The organism is Ilumatobacter fluminis, assembly GCF_004364865.1.
GTDB lineage: Bacteria > Actinomycetota > Acidimicrobiia > Acidimicrobiales > Ilumatobacteraceae > Ilumatobacter > Ilumatobacter fluminis.
In genome coordinates, this window is the sequence record NZ_SOAU01000001.1 from 1,388,204 (window position 1) to 1,407,676 (window position 19,473).

Genomic DNA, 19,473 nt, shown 5'->3' on the forward strand with positions numbered 1-19,473 from the left:
ATCTGACAGCATGGAACCGATGTCGAACACGGCCACGATCGACGCGACCACCGCCGCACGTGTGGCCGACGTGGCGGGCAGCATCCGTTCGTCGGTCGAGCGCGTCATCGCCGGTCGCACCGACACGATCGACACGGTGCTGGCGTGCCTGTTCGCGCGCGGCCACCTGCTGATCGAAGACATCCCCGGCGTCGGCAAGACCTTGCTCGCCCAGGCGCTCGCGGCGTCGATCGGTGGCTCGTTCCATCGCATCCAGGGCACACCCGACCTGCTCCCCGGCGACGTGACCGGCACGATGGTGCCCCACGGTGACGAGTTCGAGCTGCGGTTCCGACCCGGTCCGATCTTCTCGAACATCGTCGTGTTCGACGAGCTGAACCGCGCGAACCCGCGCACCCAGTCGGCCTTACTCGAGGCGACCGAGGAGGCAGCGGTCACCGTCGACGGCACGACTCGTGAACTGCCGCACCCGTTCGTGCTCGTCGCGACCCAGAACCCGGTCGAGATGGCGGGCACGTATCCCCTCGGCGAAGGGGCACTCGACCGGTTCACCGCAGTGGTCACGCCCGGCCGTGCCAGCGCCGACGACGAGGTCGACGTGCTCACCGGGCGGCGAGGCCGCTCGCAGCTCTCGTCGGTCACGCCGGTGGTCGACATCGACGACGTCGTCGGAGCACAGCGTTCGGTCGACGGTGTGTTCGTCGCCGACCCGATCGCCCGGTGGATCGTCGACGTCCTTGCGGCGACTCGCACGCACCCGCAGGTGCGGCTCGGTGCCTCGACCCGTGGTGGCGTCGCCCTCGTGGCGCTCGCTCGCGCTCGGGCGGCGATGGCGGGTCGTCACTACGTCGTTCCCGACGACGTGGCGTCGCTCGCCGTACCGGCGCTCGCTCATCGTGTCATCGTCGCCAACGCCGCCGGGTCGGTCGACGCCGGCCGCGAGGTGATTGCCGAATGCCTGAACCGGGTCCCGGCGCCGACGGCGTGAGCCTCCGGCGTCCGCTGGGCGTCTCGGCCGGTGTCGCCGGTCTGGTCCTCGCCTGGCTGGGCGGGGTCGCGATCGTGCAACTCACCGGTGCGGTCGCCGTGCTCATCGTGCTCGCAGCGTCTGCAGTCGCCGGCATCGTCGCTGCGGTCGCAGGGTGGCTTGCGCTCGGCAGGGTTCGGGTGGGTGAACTGTCCGTGCCGTCGCTCGTCGAGCGAGGGCGGCCGTTCCCGCTCGAGCTCCCGGTCGCCAGCGGGCGTCCACTGTGGGTGGAGGTGCGTCGCGGTGACGAGGTGATGGCCTCCGGTTGGACCGATGGCGAGCGCTTCGTCGGAACCGCCACGACCGGACGGCGCGGTGTCGTCGACGAGGTCGAGGTACGCGTTCGTGTCGCCGACCCGACCGGTCTCCTGTGGTGGCGTCGGTCGGCATGCGTTGCAATCGACGACGTGCTCGTCGCCGAGGCGCCGAACGACGGGCGGGTACTCGTGGCGCGCACGTCATCGAACGGTGACGGGGAGCGGGCGGGTCGTGCCGGCGCCGTGGCCGGCGAGATCGACGGCGTCCGGCCGTGGCGCGACGGCGACAGCGACAAGTGGGTCCACTGGGCGTCGACGCTGCGAGCCGGTGAACTCGTGGTCCACGACCGTCGGCAGGACGCCGACGAGTCCTGGCTCGTCCGCGCCCGCCTGAACATGCCCGATCCCGATGCCGAGGCCGGTGCCGTCCGGAACTCGCTCGAGACCGGGCTCCGGCGCGGCGCAGTCGTCGCCGTGGCGATCGAGGACGGTGAGTCACAACCGGTGCGAGACGCCGACGATGCGGCTCGCTGGTCGGCGTCGGCCGAGTTGGGCGACGTGGTGATCGAACGACCGGCGCGCTCCTGGTTCGAACACGGCAATCCCGAACCCGACACCCGGTCGACGCTCCGTGCCCGCTGGTGGGCGGCCGGGTCGACTGGCATCTCGTTGATCCTGCTCGCCGGCGTGCTCGGGGCCGGACCGGCCATGTACGCCTTCATTGCCGTCGGGACGGCGCTCGGGGCCTGGGTTTCGGGCCGCGCACTCGCCGACGACGGGCCGTCACCGGTCTGGCTCCGTGCGGTCGTCGGGGTCGGTTCCGTGCTCGCACTCCTCGTGGTGGTCGCGTCGAGCGGTCGGGTCGACGGGTTGCTCGAGTTCCTGTCCGGACCGCTCCCGCAGGTGTTGGTCGTGCTCGTGGTCCTGCACGGCTTCGAGTGTCGCGATCGCCGCTCGGTTCGGGTCTCGCTCGGGGTGTCGGCGGTCGTCGTGATGTACGCCGCGGCGTTCCGGGTCGACGACCGACTCGTGTGGTGGCTCGCAGCCTGGGGCGTGGTGACCACGATCGCGCTGTCGTCGCTCGCCGCCCGGCCCGATCAGCCTGCTGCCGGCGGGCGACGGACTCGGAGCGCGACGATCGCGTTCGCTGCGGCGGTCGCCGGCACACTGGCGCTCCTGGCCGTGATCCCGGTGCCGTCGGGCCCGGCCGTCTTGGCGCTACCGAGCCTCTTGGAGGGTGAGGTCGACACGCCGCTGCCCGGTGCCGTCGTCGGTCCCGACGGCGAGGTCCGCAACGACGGCTCGGCCGACAGCGACGGCGACCGCGCCCCGGCCGGTCAACCGGGCGGGTACGTCGGGTTCTCCGAGACGATGGACACCTCGGTGCGCGGCGACCTGGGCGACCAGGTCGTGATGCGGGTTCGTGCGCCGGAGGCGGCGTTCTGGCGCGGCCAGACCTTCGACACGTTCGACGGGCGCCGCTGGTACGCCGACGAGGAGTACGGTCGCCGCTACGACGGTCCGGTGATCGACCTGCCGTCGACGATGGGCAACATCCGGGTCGCACCCGACGTCGAGGTCGACGAGTTCGTGCAGACCTACTACTTCGAACGCGACATGCCGAACGTCGTGTTCCATGCCGAGCGGCCGGTGCGGTTGTTCATCGAGACCGACGTGTTCGTGCGGCCGGACGGTGCGTTGCGGGCCGCCACGACGCTGCCCGACGAGGCGGTGTACACGGTCGTGTCGTCGCGTCCGCGCATCGATGCCGACCGACTTCGCCAGCAGGGCCCGATCGGTGAGCGTCTCACCGCGTTCGGCCAAGAGGCGCTGGCCGATTACCTCGCCGTGCCGGAGAGCACGACCCCGGAGACGATCGCGCTCGCCGACGAACTGGCCGCCGGCGCCACGAACTCGTACGACGTCGTGCAGGCATACGAGGCATGGCTCGACGCCAACGTCGAGTACGACCTGAACGCGCCACTGCCCGATCCGGGAGAGGACGCCATCCACGACTTCCTGTTCGACACCCGGCTCGGGTTCTGCGAGCAGATCGCCTCGGCGCTCACGATCATGCTCCGCACCCAGGGCATCCCGACCCGGCTGGTGACCGGCTACATCCCGGGAGAACGAGACAGCGTCACCGGCGTGTTCGAGGTGCGGGCCAGTGACGCCCACGCGTGGGTCGAGGTCTGGTTCCCCGAAACCGGCTGGCAGGCATTCGACCCGACCGCCGGCGTGCCCCTGTCGGCCGACGCCGAAGCCGGCACGGTCGGTGAGGAACTGGTGTCGGGACTGTCGGCGACCGTCGAGGAACACGGTGCCCAACTCGTGGCCGTGATCGCCCTCGGCGCCGCCGCCTTCGGCGCCTGGTGGGTGGTGCGGGAGATGCGTCGTCGTCAGCGGCGAGGGCGCTGGGGTCTCCTCCAGGACCGCTTCACCTCGGCTGCCGTCGGTCGGGGAGCGTCGGCCGGTGCCACGAACCCCGATCTCGCACGCGCCTGGGCCGACGACGATCGCGCCCGTAACGCGGCGACCGAACTCGACCGTGCCGCCTTCGACCCGGCGTTCGTCGACGACGACGAGACCTACCGCACCACCCGAGAACTCGTCGACTCGCTCGCCGGCTGACACTCCGGATCGGGTCGGCACGGTGGATGCCGGAATCGTCCACGCCGGCCGGATACGTTCGCGCACGATGGCGGACCATGACCAGGACGCGGCGCTCTGGGGGCCCGGGGGCCGTTCGTCGCAGCAGGAGTCGCGGGCGCCCCGGCCGGGTGTCGACTGGGACGATCACTCGTCGACGCTCGATCGGGCGACATCCCTTGGCGAAGCCCATTCGGGCGATCGTGCGGAACCGGCGTCGGCCGAACGGCCAGCGGAGCGCCCGGCCGTGCCGCCGATCAGGTGGATGCGCCTCGTCGTCGGCGCGGTGGTGGCGATGGCCGTCGTAACGCTCGCCTGGCTCTGGTGGGTGGAGCGATCCCAGAATGCGTCACTGCGCGAGGAGATCGAAGGCCTCTACGGGACACTCGCCGAGCTCGTCGACCCCGTCCCGTCGGCCGACATCGGCGCCGTTGCGACCCAACGGTTCGCCGGTTCGGACGCGACGGTCGACGGCGAGTTCGATCGTGCCGTCGTCTTCATGCGGCACCAGGCGATCGACATGGCGGCGACGGCTGGGCTGCTCGATGCGTTCGGGTTCCCGCCCGAAACCGTCACCACGATCCACGGCGACGGAGCGACAGGCCGCGCTGTGACGCCGTCGCTGACGCTCGAGTGGGCCTTCGGTCCGCAGGGCGACCTCTCGCTCGTGTTCACACGGCGCTGACCGGCGGCGCTGGTGCATTGCGCTGACCCGACAGCGCTGCTCAACCGACCCGTCGGCGGGGTGGGCGCGCCGTTAGCCTCACCGCGTGTCGAGATTCGGGGTGCTCCAGTTCGGGCTGCTGACCGCCTTGCTGGCGTCGGGGTACGGCGTCATGTTCACCGTGCTCGACGACTTCCGCGACGAGTACGGCATCGCGGCGTCCTGGCTCGGCACGATCGTCGGGATCGGCTTCCTCGCGTCGTTCGTCGCGCAGGTGTTCCTCGCCCCGTTCGCCGACCGTGGGCACGCCAGGCGCTTGGTGCTGCTCGGCATGGCGATGAACGTGGCGGGGCTGGTCATCATGGCGTTCGGCGAGGTGCTGATCGTCCTGCTCGCCGGTCGTCTGATCTCCGGGATCGGGATCGGGATGACCGTGCCGGCGGTGCGCCGGATCGTCGTGGTGGCCGACCCCGACAACGTCGGCAACAACATGGGTACTCTGCTCGCCGCCGACGTCGCCGGGTTCGCGACCGGCCCCGTGATCTCGGCCCTGCTCGTCCCCGAGTTCGGTATCCCCGCCCCGTTCCTGACGATCGCCGGGCTGACGATCCTGTGCTTCCCGATCGCGCTGCGTGTCCGCATCGACGAGTCGGCGATCGACACCGGGCGCCGGTCGCAGCTCGCGTTCGACCTGCTGCGCATCAGGGGGATCGTCGCCGGCGTGATGATGGGCGCTGCGCTGTATCTGATGATCGGCACGTTCGACGCGCTGTGGGCGATCGTGCTCGACGACCTCGACGCGACCGAGTTCGTCGCCAACGTCGGTATCACGATCTTCGCCCTGCCGTTGGTGTTCCTCGGCCCGTTCGGCGGACGTCTGGCGCAGCGGGTCGGGCCGTTCCGGCTCGGTCCGCTCGGGCTCGCGCTCGGTGCGGTGTTCATGTTCCTGTACGGCGTCATGCCGACCGCCTACGCCATGCTCGCGGTCGGCGTCGTGCACGCCCTGTTCGACGGTGTGACCGCGTCGAGCACCGGCGTGGCGGTGGCGATGACGGCGCCGCGTGAGCGACAGGCGGCGGCACAGGGGCTGGTCGGTGCGGCCGAGACCCTGTCCGGGGGAGCGACAGCCGTTCTGGCCGGCGTGCTGTACGACGTCGGCGGTCGCACGCTGGCGTACACCACGTGCTCGGTGATCATGATCGCCCTCGCCGTCGGTGCGTACCTGCTCGCCGGCGAACATCGGGCCCGGCGCCCGAAGACCCCCGTGGCCGCACCCACCGAACCCGCCGTCACCGGCCACGCGTAGCGACACCTTTCGCCGGGTCTGGCGTGGAAGACTGCGGGGAAGCGGGCGGCTGGAACCAGCCACACATCACCATGCAGAGACACCCCTCCACCTCACGGCGCCGCCTCGTCGGTGCCGTCACGTTCGCGGCCCTCGTGCTCGCTGCCTGCGGCGGCGGCGACGATTCGGCCCCCAGCACGACGCGGCTGCCACTCGGGCCCGACTCGACCGAGACCGAGTCGACCGAGCCCCCCGCAACGACGACCGCCCCCACCACGGCGGCGCCCACCACCGCGGCACCGGCGAGCAGCAGTTCGACGTCGACCACGACCACACTGCCCCCGATCCCGCGCCAACCCCTGGTCGGGATCCCGCTCGCCGAGGGCGAGGAGCCGATCGACCGACCGGCGCTCGCGGTCAAGATCGACAACGCGTCGCCGGCTCGCCGCAACCACAGCGGGCTCGCCGTGGCCGACATCGTCTACGAAGAGATCGTCGAGGGCAGCATCACCCGATTCGCGGCCGTGTTCCACAGCCGTGGCTCGGAGGTGGTGGGTCCGATCCGGTCGGGCCGCTCGCAGGACGTCGACATGCTCACCTCGCTCGACCAGCCACTGCTGGCGTGGAGCGGTGGCAACCCGGGCGTCGAGGCGCTGATCGCCAACTCGACGCTCGTCGACCTGAACTGGCAGGCCGGCGGCCAGGGCTACTACCGCGGATCGGGCAGCATCCCCCACAACCTCTACAACTCGACCGAGCGGCTCTGGGCTCAGACGCCGCCCGACCATCCGGGTGCGCCGCCCGAGCAGTTCCCCTACCTGCGGCCGGGCAACGAGTTCGCCGGAACCCCGGTCGACGGGTTCGACCTGGCGATGCGCGGCATCGACGTCGACTGGGACTGGGATCCCGAGAGCGGCCGCTTCCTCCGGTCGCAGCAGGGCGCGCCGCACGTCGACGTGCAGCACGGTCGGATCGGGGCGCACAACGTCGTCGTCCTCGGTGTCCAGTACAAGCCGAGCACGATCGACGCACGCAGCCCCGAAGCCCAGACGATCGGCTTCGGACCGCTCTGGGTGTTCGCCGACGGCGAGGTGATCCACGGGGTCTGGATCCGCGAGTCGGCCGATCAGCCGTGGCAGTTCTTCGACGAGAACGACAATCCGATCGGGCTGCGTCCCGGCAACACGTGGGTCGAGCTCGCCGAGCGGCAGCCGACCGCGACCGAGACCAACCCCGGCATCGAACTCTCGATCGCCTTCGCCGAGTAGTCAGGGGCAGCCGACACCGTGCATGGCGGCGCACGGTTGGCACAGATGGACCCGCCCGTCGGGGGTGTCCCACGCCGGGGCCGGGTCGATCCCACAGGACCGACACGACCGGTCGGCGTCGGTGTCGTGCTGCTCGTTCACGACGTCGAGTGTGCCGGAACAGAAGGGGTCAGGCACCTTCTGTTCTGAGGCTGGTGCACCAGGGTGCGGATGGAACAGAGTGTGCCTGACCCCTTCTGTTCAGTCGACGGTCCAGGTGCCGTTGCTGCGGAGCAGGGCGGCGAGGTCGCCCGGGCCCTTCGACTCGGACGCCTGCGCGAGCTGGGCGCTGACCGCCGACGTGTACTCGGGGCGGTCGATGTCGCGGAAGATGCCGAACGGGGTCGGTGAATGGTCGTCCTGGTTCAGCCGCGCCAGCGCGAAGGCCAGCGACGGGTACGGCGACGAGGTGTCGTGGCGCAGGATGTTGTCGAGCCCGACCTCGGCGACCTCGACCAGTTCGAGGAAGCCGTCGCGGTTCATCATCACGCCGCGCTGACGGTCGGCGCCGAACAGGATCGGCTCGCCGTGGACCAGTTCGATCATCATCTCGTCGCGCACGTTGCGCTTCGTGATGTCGTTGAACTGGCCGTCGTTGAAGACGTTGCAGTTCTGGTAGATCTCGACGAACGAGGCGCCGCGGTGGTCGTGGGCCGCTTGGAAGGTCGCCATCATGTGCTTGCGGTCGAGGTCGTGGGTGCGAGCCACGAAGCTGGCCTCGGCGCCGAGCGCGACCGACAGCGGGTTGAACGGCGGGTCGATCGAGCCGAACGGCGTCGACTTGGTGACCTTGCCGACCTCGGACGTCGGCGAGTACTGGCCCTTCGTGAGGCCGTAGATCCGGTTGTTGAACAGCAGGATCTTGAGGTTCACGTTGCGGCGCAGCGCATGGATCAGATGGTTGCCGCCGATCGACAGGCCGTCACCGTCGCCGGTGATCACCCACACGTCGAGGTCGGGGCGGGCGACGGCGAGCCCGGTGGCGATCGCGGGCGCACGGCCGTGGATCGAGTGCATGCCGTACGTGTTCATGTAGTACGGGAAGCGGCTGGAGCAGCCGATGCCGGAGATGAACACCGTGTTCTCGGTGCGCACGCCCAGGTCGGGCATGAGCTGCTGCACGGCCTGGAGGATGCCATAGTCGCCACAACCGGGGCACCAGCGCACCTCCTGATCGGACGACCAGTCCTTCTTGGTGGTCAGGGGGACGGCGGTCTCGCTCATGAGCGTGCCTCCTCGATCGCGTCTTCGATTTCTTTGGTGCGGAACGGCAGCCCCGACATCTTGCTGACCGACCTCGCGTCGACCAGGTACTTGCCGCGCACGATGTTGCACAGCTGCCCCTTGTTGAGCTCGGGGACCAGGATCGTGGGATACCGGCGGAGCAGATCACCCAGGTCGTTCGGGAGCGGGTTGAGGTGCTCGAGGTGGATCCAGGCCAGCTTGTGGCCGTCTCGCCGCTGCCGCTGCCAGGCGGCGTGCACGGCGGCGTAGGTGGAGCCCCACGTGAGCAGGCAGATGTCGGCGTCGGCGTCGCCGCGGACCTCGGTCGGGTCGTAGTCGGCGGCGATGCGTTCCACCTTCGCCTGGCGGAGGTCGCCCATCAGCTGGTGATTCTGCGGCGTGTAGTTGACGTTGCCGGTCTTGTCGGCCTTCTCGAGGCCGCCGACCCGGTGCATCAGGCCGGGCGTGCCCGGGATCGCCCACGGTCGGGCGAGCGTGTCGTCGTCGCGCAGGTAGGGCAGGTAGATCGGGTTGCCGTCGTCGTCGGTGCCGTTGAACTCGGTCTGGAACGGCACCGAGATGTCGGGCAGTCCGTCGACGTCGGGGAGCAGCCACGGTTCGGAGCCGTTGGCGAGATAGCCGTCGGAGAGCAGGATCACGGGCGTGCGGTACTTCAACGCGATCCGTGCCGCCTCGATCGCGGCGTGGAAGCACTGGGCCGGGCTGTAGCTCGCCACCACGGGGATCGGTGCCTCGCCGTGGCGGCCGAACATCGCCAGGTTGAGATCGGCAGCCTCGGTCTTGGTGGGCAGGCCGGTGGACGGACCGCCACGCTGGATGTCGATGATCAGCAGCGGCAGCTCGATCGCGATCGCGAGCGAGATCGTCTCGCTCTTGAGGGCGACGCCCGGACCCGACGTGGTGGTGACGCCGAGGTGGCCGGCGAAGGCGGCGCCGAGTGCCATACCGACGGCGGCGATCTCGTCTTCGGCCTGGAGCGTGCGGATACCGAAGTGCTTGTGCTTCGACAGTTCGTGGAGGATGTCGGACGCCGGGGTGATCGGGTACGAACCGAGCGTGACCGGCAGCTTCGACAGCTGACCGGCGGCGACGAGGCCCCAGGCAAGGGCGGTGTTGCCGGTGATGCTGGTGTACTCGCCGTCGGGCAAGTCGGCCGGCTTCACCTCGTAGCGGTGGCCGACCTGCTCGGTGGTCTCACCGAAGTGGAAGCCGGCCTTGAACGCCGCCGTGTTGGCACCGACGACCTGCTCGTTCTTCCCGAACTTCTTCGAGATCCACTCGATCGTCGGCTCGATCGGACGGGTGTACATGAACGACACCAGGCCGAGCGCGAAGAAGTTCTTGGAGCGCTCGGCGTCGCGAGGCTTCACGCCGAGCGGCTCGCACGCCTCCTTGGTGATGGAGGTCATCGGGACCTTGATCACCCGGTACCCCGAGAGCGACCCGTCGTCGAGCGGGTTCGAGTCGTACTCGGCCTTTTCGAGGTTGCGTTCGTCGAATGCGTCCTCGTTGATGATCAGGGTGCCGCCGGTCTCGAGCCGGTGCAGATCGGCCTTGAGAGCGGCCGGGTTCATCGCGACGAGTACGTTCGGCTCGTCACCCGGCGTCGTGATGTCGTGGTCGGAGATGTGGACCTGGAAGCTCGAGACGCCGTTGACGGTGCCGGCCGGTGCCCGGATCTCGGCCGGGAAGTCGGGCAGCGTCGACAGGTCGTTGCCGAACGAGGCGCTCACGGACGTGAAGCGGTCGCCGGTGAGCTGCATCCCGTCGCCGGAGTCGCCGGCGAATCGAACCACGAGTCGGTCGAGGACAGTGCTGTCCGACCGGTCGATCGTGTCGCTCATGTGTTTTTCCCCCTTGCCCGGCCCCGTTGCCGGGTGGATCGGTGCGTTGTCTCCAACCCTAGCCACACGTGTTCGGCACGCCGAGTCCAACGCCCCGAACAGGCCGAAGGTCCCGAGACGAAGCGGGTTACTTGGCCTCGCTCCAGCGGCCGATGGTGCTGGTGTCGGCGACGAAGCGGACCTCGCGGGCGGGCGACCAACGGTAGGCGGCTTCCTGTAGTGCGTCGTCGACCAAGGCAGCGGCATCGGCGGCCCGGTCGGCCGGCACGTGGACGAGGAGTTCGTCGTGGAGGCACAGGACGACCTCGGCGCCGAGCGCAGCGCCCCGGGCACGCACGATGATCGCCCAGACCTTGAAGAACTCGGCGGCGGCGCCCTGGATCACGGCGTTGCGGGCGAAGCGGCCGCGGGCGGCCGCCACCCTGCGGGCGCGGTCGATGTCGCCGCGACCTTCGTCGTCGACGGTGTCGTCGATCCACATGCGCACCCGCCGTCCACCGATCGTGAACACGTCGTCACCTCGTTGGCCCGCCGCCGCTGCGTCGGCGAGGAACCCCATCGCGGTCGGATATTCCCGCTCCAAGCCGCGCAAGGCGTGCGCCGACTCGCCCGTCGTGGCGCCGTACATGGCGCCGAGTACCGCCACCTTCGCGACGTCGCGCGTCACGCGCAACCGCTCGGCGACCGGCGCGTACAGATCGGCGTCTCGCGTGGCCGAGATCAGTGCCGGGTCGCCCGACACCGCGGCGAGCACCCGAGGCTCGATCTGGCCGAGGTCGGCGCGCACGAACACGCACCCGTCGTCGGCGGCGACGGCGGGCCGCATCTCGGAGGGCAGGTTGTGGAGCCCCGACGATGCGGTCATGCGGCCGGCGGCCCCGTCGCTCGACGTCCACTCGCCTCGGAGCCGTCCGTCGTGCACGTGCTCGTCGAGCCACCGGTATCCGTACGTCGTCGCGATCCGTTCGGCCTTGCGCCAGCGCAGCAGCGCCGGCACGACCGGGTGCGCGTCGTGGAGCTGTTCGAGGCGCCACGCCCGGGTGTCGGGCACGTCGATCGACGCCCGTCGCAGCATCGCTTTGACGTCGGCGGGGTTGCGCAGGTCGTACGTGGCGCCCGGGCCGAGGTGGCGGAGGACCTCGGCGTCGCGCACCGTGCGCGCCTCGAGTTCCGCTCGCTCGTCGACGGCTCTGGGTCCGACGGCGTCACCGATGATCCGGAGCGCCTCGCCGGTGTCGAACGGCAGGCCGTGTGCGGTGAGCTCCGCACACAAGAACTCGGCGACCGACTCGGCGTGGGCCGTCGAGCGGGTACGAGCCGGGTCGACGGTGTCGTCGATGCGAGCCTGCTGGAGTCCGACGACCGCGGCCACCAGACCGGCCCACCGCTCGGTGCGGTCGGGCAACGACATCCAACCACCACCGGCCCAGTCGGGGCGGAGGAAGCCGTCGGGGCGAACCGGATCGTCGGCGTCACCGTCGTCGCCGTGGTCGCTCAGCAGGTCGAGTTGTCCCTCGACCGGGAGCCGATCGACCGGCAGGCCGTGGAGCCGGGCCCACGCTTCGGCGATCGACGTCCGCCACCCGCCGTGCAGCAGCCGGTGCACCGTCAGCACGTCCCAGCAGCGGGCGACGCTCACCCCGTCGGCGACCAGGAGGTCGGCGGTCGCCCGGCTCCACCAGCACCATCGCGGTCCCACGTTGGCCTCGAGGTCGGCGACGAGCGACGTCGGGTCGGCTGTCTGGAGACACGTCGCGCGGCCGTGGGCGGCCAGGCCGAGCCCGACCCCCGGAGCGATCGCCACCGCGACGAGATCGCCGGAGCCGACACCCCATTCGCTCGCCCATCGCGTCGCTTCCATGTGCCGACAGTCTGGCGGGTGCAGACTGTGACCATGTTGTTCGTCGAGCTCGCCCGCACGTCGGCGGCCGTGGCGTCGACGTCGAAACGCTCCGACAAGGTCGCGGCGTTCGCCGACGTGTTCGGCCGCCTGGCTCCGGACGAGATCGCCCCGGCCGTCGCCTTCGCCACGGGTTCGACGCTGATCGGTCGGCTCGGTGTCGGCTGGGCGACCCTGCGCGACGTCCGTCCCGAACCGGCCACCACGCCGTCGCTGACCATCGGCGACGTCGATCGCGCCGTGGTCACGCTGGCGTCGATCTCGGGCGCCGGGTCGCAGGCCCGTCGACGAGACGTGCTGCACGAGTTGCTCGCCGCAGCGACCGAACCGGAGCAGCGGTTGATCGTCGGCATCATCGGAGGCGAGTTGCGCCAGGGCGCCCTCGACGGCGTGGTGGCCGCCGGTGTCGCGAAAGCGGCGGGTGTGGCCGTGGGGCAGGTGCAGCGCGGCGCGATGTTCGCCGGATCGCTGCCGGCGGCCGCACGCGTCGCGCTCACCGCCGGTCAGCCGGGCCTGGCGGCGATCGAACTGACACCCGCCCAGCCGGTCCAACCGATGCTCGCCTCACCTGCCACCGACGTCGGCGACGCCCTGTCGAACACCGGTCTCGCCTCGGTCGAGTGGAAGCTCGACGGTGCCCGGATCCAGGCGCACCGATCGGGAGGCGAGGTGAAGCTGTTCACCCGGAACCTCAACGACGTGACCGATCGGCTCGAGGGCGTGGCCCGAACGGTGCTCGAACTGCCCGGCGGCGACCTCGTTCTCGACGGTGAGGTGCTCGGCCTCGACGCCGACGGAGCGCCACGCCGGTTCCAGGACACGATGGGCGACTTCGGTGCCGACGAGACGGGGCGGGGGAGTGGACTGCGGGCGTTCTTCTTCGATGTGTTGCACGCGGGCGGGTCACTGGTCGACGAACCGTTGGCGACGCGCCGCGACGTGTTGTCGGAGACCGTGCCGGAGACGAGCCGACTGCCGTCGATCATCACCGCCGACGCCGACGACGCAGCGGCCTTCCTCGACCGGGCGATCGCCGCCGGCCACGAGGGCGTCATGGTGAAAGACCTGGAGTCGGCGTACGACGCCGGCCGCCGAGGCGGCGCCTGGCGGAAGGTCAAGCCGGTCTACACGTTCGATCTCGTCGTGCTCGCCGTCGAGTGGGGTCACGGCCGACGGCAGGGGTGGCTGTCGAACCTCCATCTCGGGGCTCGTGGCAGCGACAACGAGTTCGTGATGGTCGGCAAGACCTTCAAGGGTCTGACCGACGAGCTGCTGCGATGGCAGACCGAGCGGTTCCTCGGGCTCGAGCTCGGCCGGGAGGGGCACATCGTCCACGTCCGACCGGAACAGGTGGTCGAGATCGCGGTCGACGGTGTCCAGGTCAGCACCCGCTACCCGGGTGGGGTCGCGCTGCGGTTCGCCCGGGTCCGCCAGTACCGCCACGACAAGTCGGCGGCCGACGCCGACACCATCGACCAGGTCCGCTCCCTCCTCCGCTGATCGCCCCGGGTCGCCAGGCGTCCGCGAACGTTGTGACACCCCGACGGTAGGGTCGCAGGTCGACATGGCGACCTTGCGGTTCAGTTTCGGCACGATGGGTTCGGGGAAGAGCACCCTGGCTCTGCAGATCCACCACAACCTCGCGGCCCGACACATGTACGGCCTCCTGCTCACCAAGCTCGACCGAGAGGGCGAGCAGGTGACGAGCCGGCTGGGTGTCGCGGCGCCGGCGATCCAGGTCACCGACGACCTCGACATCCATCAGCTCGCCATCCAGCACTGGCCGCTGCACTACATGGTGTGCGACGAGGTGCAGTTCTACTCGCCCGAGCAGTGCGACCAACTGGCGACCATCGTCGACGACATGGAGGTCGACGTGTACGCGTTCGGTCTCATCACCGACTTCCGCGGCCATCTGTTCGAGGGCACGAAGCGGATGCTCGAGATCGCCGACGAACGCGAACCGCTCCACGTCGAGGCTCGCTGCTGGTGTGGCGCGCGGGCCACGCACAACGCCCGCGTCGTCAACGACTTCGTCGTGTACGAGGGCGAGACGGTGGTCGTCGGCGACACCGCTGGGCCCGGCGCCCAGAAGATGTTCGGCGACACCGTCCGGTACGAGTTGCTCTGCCGCCGCCATTACAACCTGGGCGAACTCGGCGTCTGACGGGCCGCCGGCGCCGTCAGGTGTCGTGCTCGGCCTCGGTGCAGAGCCGCACGATCGCCAACCCGACGGCGACACCGCCGAGTCGGCCGAGGATCGAGCCGACGTCGCCGACCGAGTCGAAGTTGCCCTGGAAGAACACGGCCAGGATGCCGAGCACGGCCAACGCCAGGATCACGTAGGCCAGACCGGCGATGATCCGCAGCAGCCACTGCGTGTGGACCACGATCGGGTCGACCAATGGCCGCACCAGCCAGGCAGCGACCAGCCCGGCGATGAGTGCCGGAACGACGACCACGGCGTTCTGGGGCAGCGTCGCGAACGAGACCAGTTCGGCCCGCTGACCCCACACGCCGTCCTCGAACCGGCTGTCGCTCACGGCGGCGGCGCGGCGGACCTGGATGACCAGAATGCCGATGAACGCGAGGACGAACATCCATCCGCCGAAGACCAGGGCCTTCGCCCACCGGATCCGCTCGTGTTCGGTCACCAGGGCGTTCTACCACGGCCCCGACCCCGAACCCTCAGATCTCGCCCCGGCGCTCCATCCACATGAAGGTGATCCAGCCGGGCAGGATCGGGAGCCAGAACGTGGCGAGTCGGAACGTCAGCACCGCGGAGATCGCGACGCCGCCGTCGAGACCGAACCCGGTGAACGCCGCGATCATCGCCGCCTCGAGCGGGCCGATGCCGCCCGGTGTGGGGGCGATGTTCGCGATCGCCGCCGCGCCGAGGTACGCGGCACCGATCTGGGCGAACGAGAGGCCGCCGCCGAACGCTTCGACGGCGAACACGGCACCGATCAGATAGCTCAACGTGATGCACGTCGAACCGCCGAGCAGGCCCGACACACGCGCCGGGCTCTTCAGCACCTGGCCGCTGTAGCCGGCTGCCGTTCGCAGCCCCGACACGACCGGCATGATCAGGCGCTGGCGCGTGTACGGGATGGTGACCGCGATGCCGAGCAGGACGAGCGCACCGACGGCGACGCCGACCACCGTGCCGATGCTCGGGAGCGACAGCCCGCCGATGTCGGCGCCGCCGGCCCACGCGAAGAACCCGACCATCAGGATCAGGTGGGTGGCGACGCCGGCCATCGTGTTGAGTGCGACGGAGGCGCTGGCCTCGGGTCCGGTGAGCCCGTTGCGTTGCAGGAACCGGCCGGCGAGCGCCATCTTGCCCGAACCGGCCGGGCCGACCAGCTGGGCGAACGACGACGCCACCTGGCTCCTCGCGGACGGCGCGAGCGGCATCCGTTGTGCGACCGATCCGATGAACGAGATGGTCGCGAACACGTAGTAGATGGCGGCGGCGCCGAGCAGGGCAGGGATCCACTGCCACCGGGCATCGCCGAACGCGTCGACGGTGTCGTCGAGGTTGCCGAACTGGGGGAGGAGCGAATAGAAGGCGAGCGCACCGGCCATGATCATGATCAGCGTCTTCGGCTGGATCCGGGCGAGCTTCTCGAGCGGGACGTCGTCGACGCCCGTGCGATCGTGGATTTCGGCCCGCAACGCGTCGAGCAGACCGCGTTGGCGTCGGATCTCCCGGCCGAGCGAGCTGCTGAGGGCGAGCGGCTGGAGGAGCGGCAACGAACGATTGACCGGCTCCTCGCCGAACGCGTCGATCGCTGCGGCGACGGTGCGCTGCGGGCCGGCGACGGCGCCGACGGCGACGAGGAGTTCGGCGACGTCGCGCGACAGTGCACGGTCGTCGGCGGCCAACTCGGCGTCGTCGAAGTCGAGCGGGCGGACGCGGCCGGCCGGATCGACGATGAAATTGTCGAGGGTCAGGTGATGATGCGCGGTCCGGGTCGCGTGGATGAGCCCGACCTGCTCGAACACCTGGGCGATCAGGTCGTCGGTGAGCTCGGCGGACGACAGCGCCGACATCGATCGGCCGTGGATCAACTCTTCGGCGAGCAGGACACCCCCGTCCGGGGTGACGCCGAGCCCGATCAGCTGGGGTGCGGCGACGCCACCGTCGTTGACCGTGTGCAGCGCGAGCGCCTCGTGTTCGACCCGTCGTTTGAGCGTGCTGTACGGGCGGCGGACCTCGGACGATCGGAGACGGATGCTGCGATAGGCGCGGTTCAGGAGGTCGGAGTCCTGGTCGTCGGGGGTTCGCATCTTGATGAACGTCCTGACTGCGTCGTCATCAGTCGCGACGTAGTGGACCGACCCGCCGGTCGAGGTGTCGAGTCGACCGATCCTGACCGGATTCAGCCCGATGCTGCGCACACCGGCGAGCACGTTGACCGGGCTCGGTTCGGCACTCGGTGAACCGAGGACGAGCAGCACGAGCGAGCCGACGATCGTGCCGACGGACACGGCGATGAGGACGTCGAGCGGCGGCTGACCGCGTCCCAGGAACCGCAGCGCCACGAGCACGATCACCCAGAACCAGGCGGCCCGACGCCAGCGGCGGGGGAGGTACGGGGCGCCGACGGTGACGGCCCCGACCGCCGACGCGAGGTACGACGTGGTGGGGAAGTCGGCGTCGATCAGCGACGAGCTCGGTTCCTCGGTGTTGACCTGGGTCGTGACACCTCGCTCGCCGAGCAGCGCGATCACGGGATTGGTGACCATTGCCGCGATGAACGAGCCGAGCCACACGTGGAGGAGCACGCGCCATCGGCGGTGCCAGAGGATCACGACCAGGGCGAACAGCGGCACGAGCGTGGCGAAGAGCTGTGCGGTGGCGACGCCGACCTGCTCGATCGACTCGGGCAGACGGGCGATCCCGTTGATGACGTCTTCTTCGACACCGTCGATCGTGCTGTCGGCTGCGGCGCTCGCGATCAGCGCAGCGAGCAGGGTGAGGACGCCGAAGATGATGCGCATGACGTCGCCGGGAGAGAAGCGACGCAATGCCGGTGGCGGGTCGAACAGGCGAACGCCGTCGACCAGCGAGGTATCGGCGTCGACCTGCGGTTGCACGGTGTCGATGCTTGCAGAAAACCGGCCGCTCGACACTGACCCGGACCGGGTCGTCAGCCTGGCCGAACCGGCTTCAGAGGCTCCGATCGAGCCGGATCACCAGGCGCAGGGCAGGCGCTTGATGCCGTTGATGAAGTTGCTCTGCAGGTAGTCGGGCTCTGCGGTGACGTGGAGGTCGGGGAGGCGCCGCCGGATCTCGTCGAACGCGACGGCGATCTGGCGTCGAGCGAGATTCGCCCCGAGACAGAAGTGCGGTCCGCCGGCGCCGAAGCCGACCTGGCCGGGGTTGAGCGGACGGGTGATGTCGAACTCGTACGGACGCTCGTACACCCGCTCGTCGCGGTTCGCCGACTCGTAGAACATGACGACCTTGTCACCCTCGACGAGTGCCTGCCCACCGACCTCGGTGTCCTCGGTGACGGTGCGTCGGAAGTGGATCACCGGCGTCGCCCACCTGACGACTTCGTCGACCGCGGTCTTGAGATGTGCGTCGTAGTCGTCGAACCACAGCGCTCGCTGGTCGGGGTGATCGGTGAGTGCCTTCAGGCCGTGACTGATGCTGTTCCTGGTCGTCTCGTTGCCGGCGACGACGAGCAGGATGAAGAACGAGCCGAACTCCTGGGCGGTGAGCTGATCGCCGTCGAGGTCGGCCGCCATCAGCGCGGAGGTGATGTCGTCGGTCGGGTTCGCTCGCCGCTCCTCGCCGATCGCCTGGGCGTACGCGTTGATCTCGAGGGCGGCGGTGAGCAGCGATTCGTAGGTGTCGCCGAACTCGGGGTCGCCGATGCCGAGGATCTTGTTCGTCCAGTCGAAGACCTTCTTGTGGTCGTCGGGTGGGATGCCCATCATCTCGCAGATGATCGCCAGCGGGAACGGGCCGGCGAACGACTCGACGAAGTCGGCCCTGCGGTCCGGGTGCTGCTCGATCATCTCGTCGACGAGCCGAGCGGCGACGGTGGTGACGTGGTCTTCGATCTCGCCGATGTGTTTCGGGGTGAACCCCTTCGACACGATCGAGCGGAGCCGGAAGTGCTTCGGGTCGTCCAATGCGATCATCGAGCCGAAGAACTCGCTGAGTTCGGGCGGGAGGTCGCCGATGTTGACGCCGCCACGACCCGAGCAGAACAGTTGCGGGTTGCGACTGACGTGCCAGACGTCTTCGTGGCGCGTGACGGCGTAGTAGCCGGCGCCGGGCTCCATCGGCGACTCGGCGAGCAGGACCTCGGGATACTTCACCAGGCCGGGTGTGTCACGGAGGACTCGGAAGCCCTCGGCACGGGCCGCACGGTCGCCCGTCCAGAACGTCCAGTCGGAGATGTCGGGGAGCCCCTCGGGCACCGTGATCCCTGGCGTGCTCTTGAAACCGTGCTGCTCCATGACCCGACAGTACGTGACGCAGGTCACGTCCGTCGGCTCGTAGCCTGATGGTGTGCTGCAGCCCGATCAGATCGAACGTGCCCTCGTCATCACCGCCCACCCCGACGACGTCGACTTCGGCGCCGCCGGCACGGTCGCCAATCTGACCGATGCCGGTGCGCAGGTCACCTACTGCCTGGTCACCGACGGCCAGGCCGGCGGCTTCGACGACTCGATCTCGCGCGAGGAGATGGCGCGCATCCGCCGCGAGGAGCAGACCAAGGCTGCGGCCGAGGTCGGTGTCACCGACCTGGTCTTCTTGGGTCACATGGACGGCTCGGTGCAGTTCGACCTCAACCTGCGACGCGATCTGTCGAGAGTGATCCGCGAGGTGCGTCCTCAGGTGGTCATCACCCAGTCGCCGACCATCAACGTGACCTCGGTGTACGGCAGCCATGCCGACCACGTCGCCACCGGCCAGGCCGCGTGGGCCGCCGTCTACCCCGACGCCCGCAACCCGTACCAGTTCCCCGACCTGCTGATCGAGGGCTGCGAGCCGTGGTCGGTCGACGAGATCTGGATCATGTTCGGGTCGGGCCAGCCGAACGAGCCGGTGGAGACCGTCGACATCACCCGCCAGATCGACCGCAAGATCCAGGCACTGCGAGCCCACGTCAGCCAGCACCGCGACCCGGACGGTCTCGAGCAGCGGGTACGCACGTGGTGGGGGTCGATGGCGGTCGAAGCCGGCCTGCCCGACGGCAGCTTCGCCGAACGCTTCTTCGTCGCCGACAGCCGCTGACCCGGGCTGTCCGACGGACAGCTGCCGAGCGGAA

At 69.7% G+C, this 19,473-nt stretch carries 14 protein-coding genes; 8 read left to right on the forward strand and 6 right to left on the reverse strand.

Going from position 1 to position 19,473, the window contains the following annotated elements:
* Positions 1–10: 10 nt before the first annotated feature.
* The 5 genes from BDK89_RS06240 (at position 11) to BDK89_RS06260 (ending at position 7,150) form a co-directional block, all read left to right on the forward strand.
* Complete coding sequence (locus tag BDK89_RS06240; RefSeq protein ID WP_208293982.1) at positions 11–988, forward strand: AAA family ATPase; 978 nt, start codon at positions 11–13, stop codon at positions 986–988.
* Complete coding sequence (locus BDK89_RS06245; protein ID WP_133868126.1) at positions 955–3,915, forward strand: transglutaminaseTgpA domain-containing protein; 2,961 nt, start codon at positions 955–957, stop codon at positions 3,913–3,915. Before BDK89_RS06240 ends, BDK89_RS06245 begins: the two co-directional genes overlap by 34 nt.
* A gap of 67 nt (positions 3,916–3,982) precedes the next feature.
* Positions 3,983–4,618: a hypothetical protein gene (locus tag BDK89_RS06250; protein ID WP_133868127.1), complete on the forward strand. Its 636-nt coding sequence runs from the start codon at positions 3,983–3,985 to the stop codon at positions 4,616–4,618.
* Positions 4,619–4,703: 85 nt separating this feature from the next.
* Positions 4,704–5,903 (forward strand): MFS transporter, encoded by a 1,200-nt coding sequence (locus BDK89_RS06255; RefSeq protein ID WP_133868128.1) that lies wholly within the window; start codon positions 4,704–4,706, stop codon positions 5,901–5,903.
* A 71-nt stretch (positions 5,904–5,974) separates the two neighbouring features.
* Positions 5,975–7,150: a DUF3048 domain-containing protein gene (locus tag BDK89_RS06260; protein ID WP_133868129.1), complete on the forward strand. Its 1,176-nt coding sequence runs from the start codon at positions 5,975–5,977 to the stop codon at positions 7,148–7,150.
* A gap of 240 nt (positions 7,151–7,390) precedes the next feature.
* Here the strand turns inward: BDK89_RS06260 and BDK89_RS06265 are convergent, their stop codons facing one another.
* From BDK89_RS06265 to BDK89_RS06275, 3 genes are all read right to left on the reverse strand, one after another.
* Complete coding sequence (locus BDK89_RS06265; RefSeq protein ID WP_133868130.1) at positions 7,391–8,413, reverse strand: 2-oxoacid:ferredoxin oxidoreductase subunit beta; 1,023 nt, start codon at positions 8,411–8,413, stop codon at positions 7,391–7,393.
* A complete protein-coding gene (locus tag BDK89_RS06270; RefSeq protein WP_133868131.1) occupies positions 8,410–10,278 on the reverse strand; it encodes a 2-oxoacid:acceptor oxidoreductase subunit alpha in 1,869 nt (622 codons plus the stop codon). Before BDK89_RS06270 ends, BDK89_RS06265 begins: the two co-directional genes overlap by 4 nt.
* Before the next feature lie 127 nt (positions 10,279–10,405).
* A complete protein-coding gene (locus BDK89_RS06275) occupies positions 10,406–12,139 on the reverse strand; it encodes a DNA polymerase (protein ID WP_133868132.1) in 1,734 nt (577 codons plus the stop codon).
* Positions 12,140–12,172: 33 nt separating this feature from the next.
* Between BDK89_RS06275 and BDK89_RS06280 the strand changes: the two genes are divergently transcribed.
* Positions 12,173–13,678: an ATP-dependent DNA ligase gene (locus BDK89_RS06280; RefSeq protein ID WP_133870997.1), complete on the forward strand. Its 1,506-nt coding sequence runs from the start codon at positions 12,173–12,175 to the stop codon at positions 13,676–13,678.
* Between the two features lie 64 nt (positions 13,679–13,742).
* Complete coding sequence (locus tag BDK89_RS06285; RefSeq protein ID WP_133868133.1) at positions 13,743–14,345, forward strand: thymidine kinase; 603 nt, start codon at positions 13,743–13,745, stop codon at positions 14,343–14,345.
* A gap of 16 nt (positions 14,346–14,361) precedes the next feature.
* Here the strand turns inward: BDK89_RS06285 and BDK89_RS06290 are convergent, their stop codons facing one another.
* From BDK89_RS06290 to BDK89_RS06300, 3 genes are all read right to left on the reverse strand, one after another.
* On the reverse strand, positions 14,362–14,832 hold the full coding sequence (locus BDK89_RS06290) for a hypothetical protein (protein ID WP_133868134.1): 471 nt from the start codon (positions 14,830–14,832) through the stop codon (positions 14,362–14,364).
* Positions 14,833–14,866: 34 nt separating this feature from the next.
* A complete protein-coding gene (locus BDK89_RS06295; RefSeq protein ID WP_133868135.1) occupies positions 14,867–17,281 on the reverse strand; it encodes a lysylphosphatidylglycerol synthase transmembrane domain-containing protein in 2,415 nt (804 codons plus the stop codon).
* Positions 17,282–17,377: 96 nt separating this feature from the next.
* Positions 17,378–18,658, reverse strand: a complete 1,281-nt coding sequence (locus BDK89_RS06300) for a cytochrome P450 (protein WP_133868136.1) — start codon at positions 18,656–18,658, stop codon at positions 17,378–17,380.
* 52 nt (positions 18,659–18,710) lie between these two features.
* On the opposite strand from BDK89_RS06300, the gene BDK89_RS06305 reads away from it, so the two are divergent.
* Complete coding sequence (locus BDK89_RS06305) at positions 18,711–19,439, forward strand: PIG-L deacetylase family protein (RefSeq protein ID WP_133868137.1); 729 nt, start codon at positions 18,711–18,713, stop codon at positions 19,437–19,439.
* Positions 19,440–19,473 lie beyond the last annotated feature (34 nt).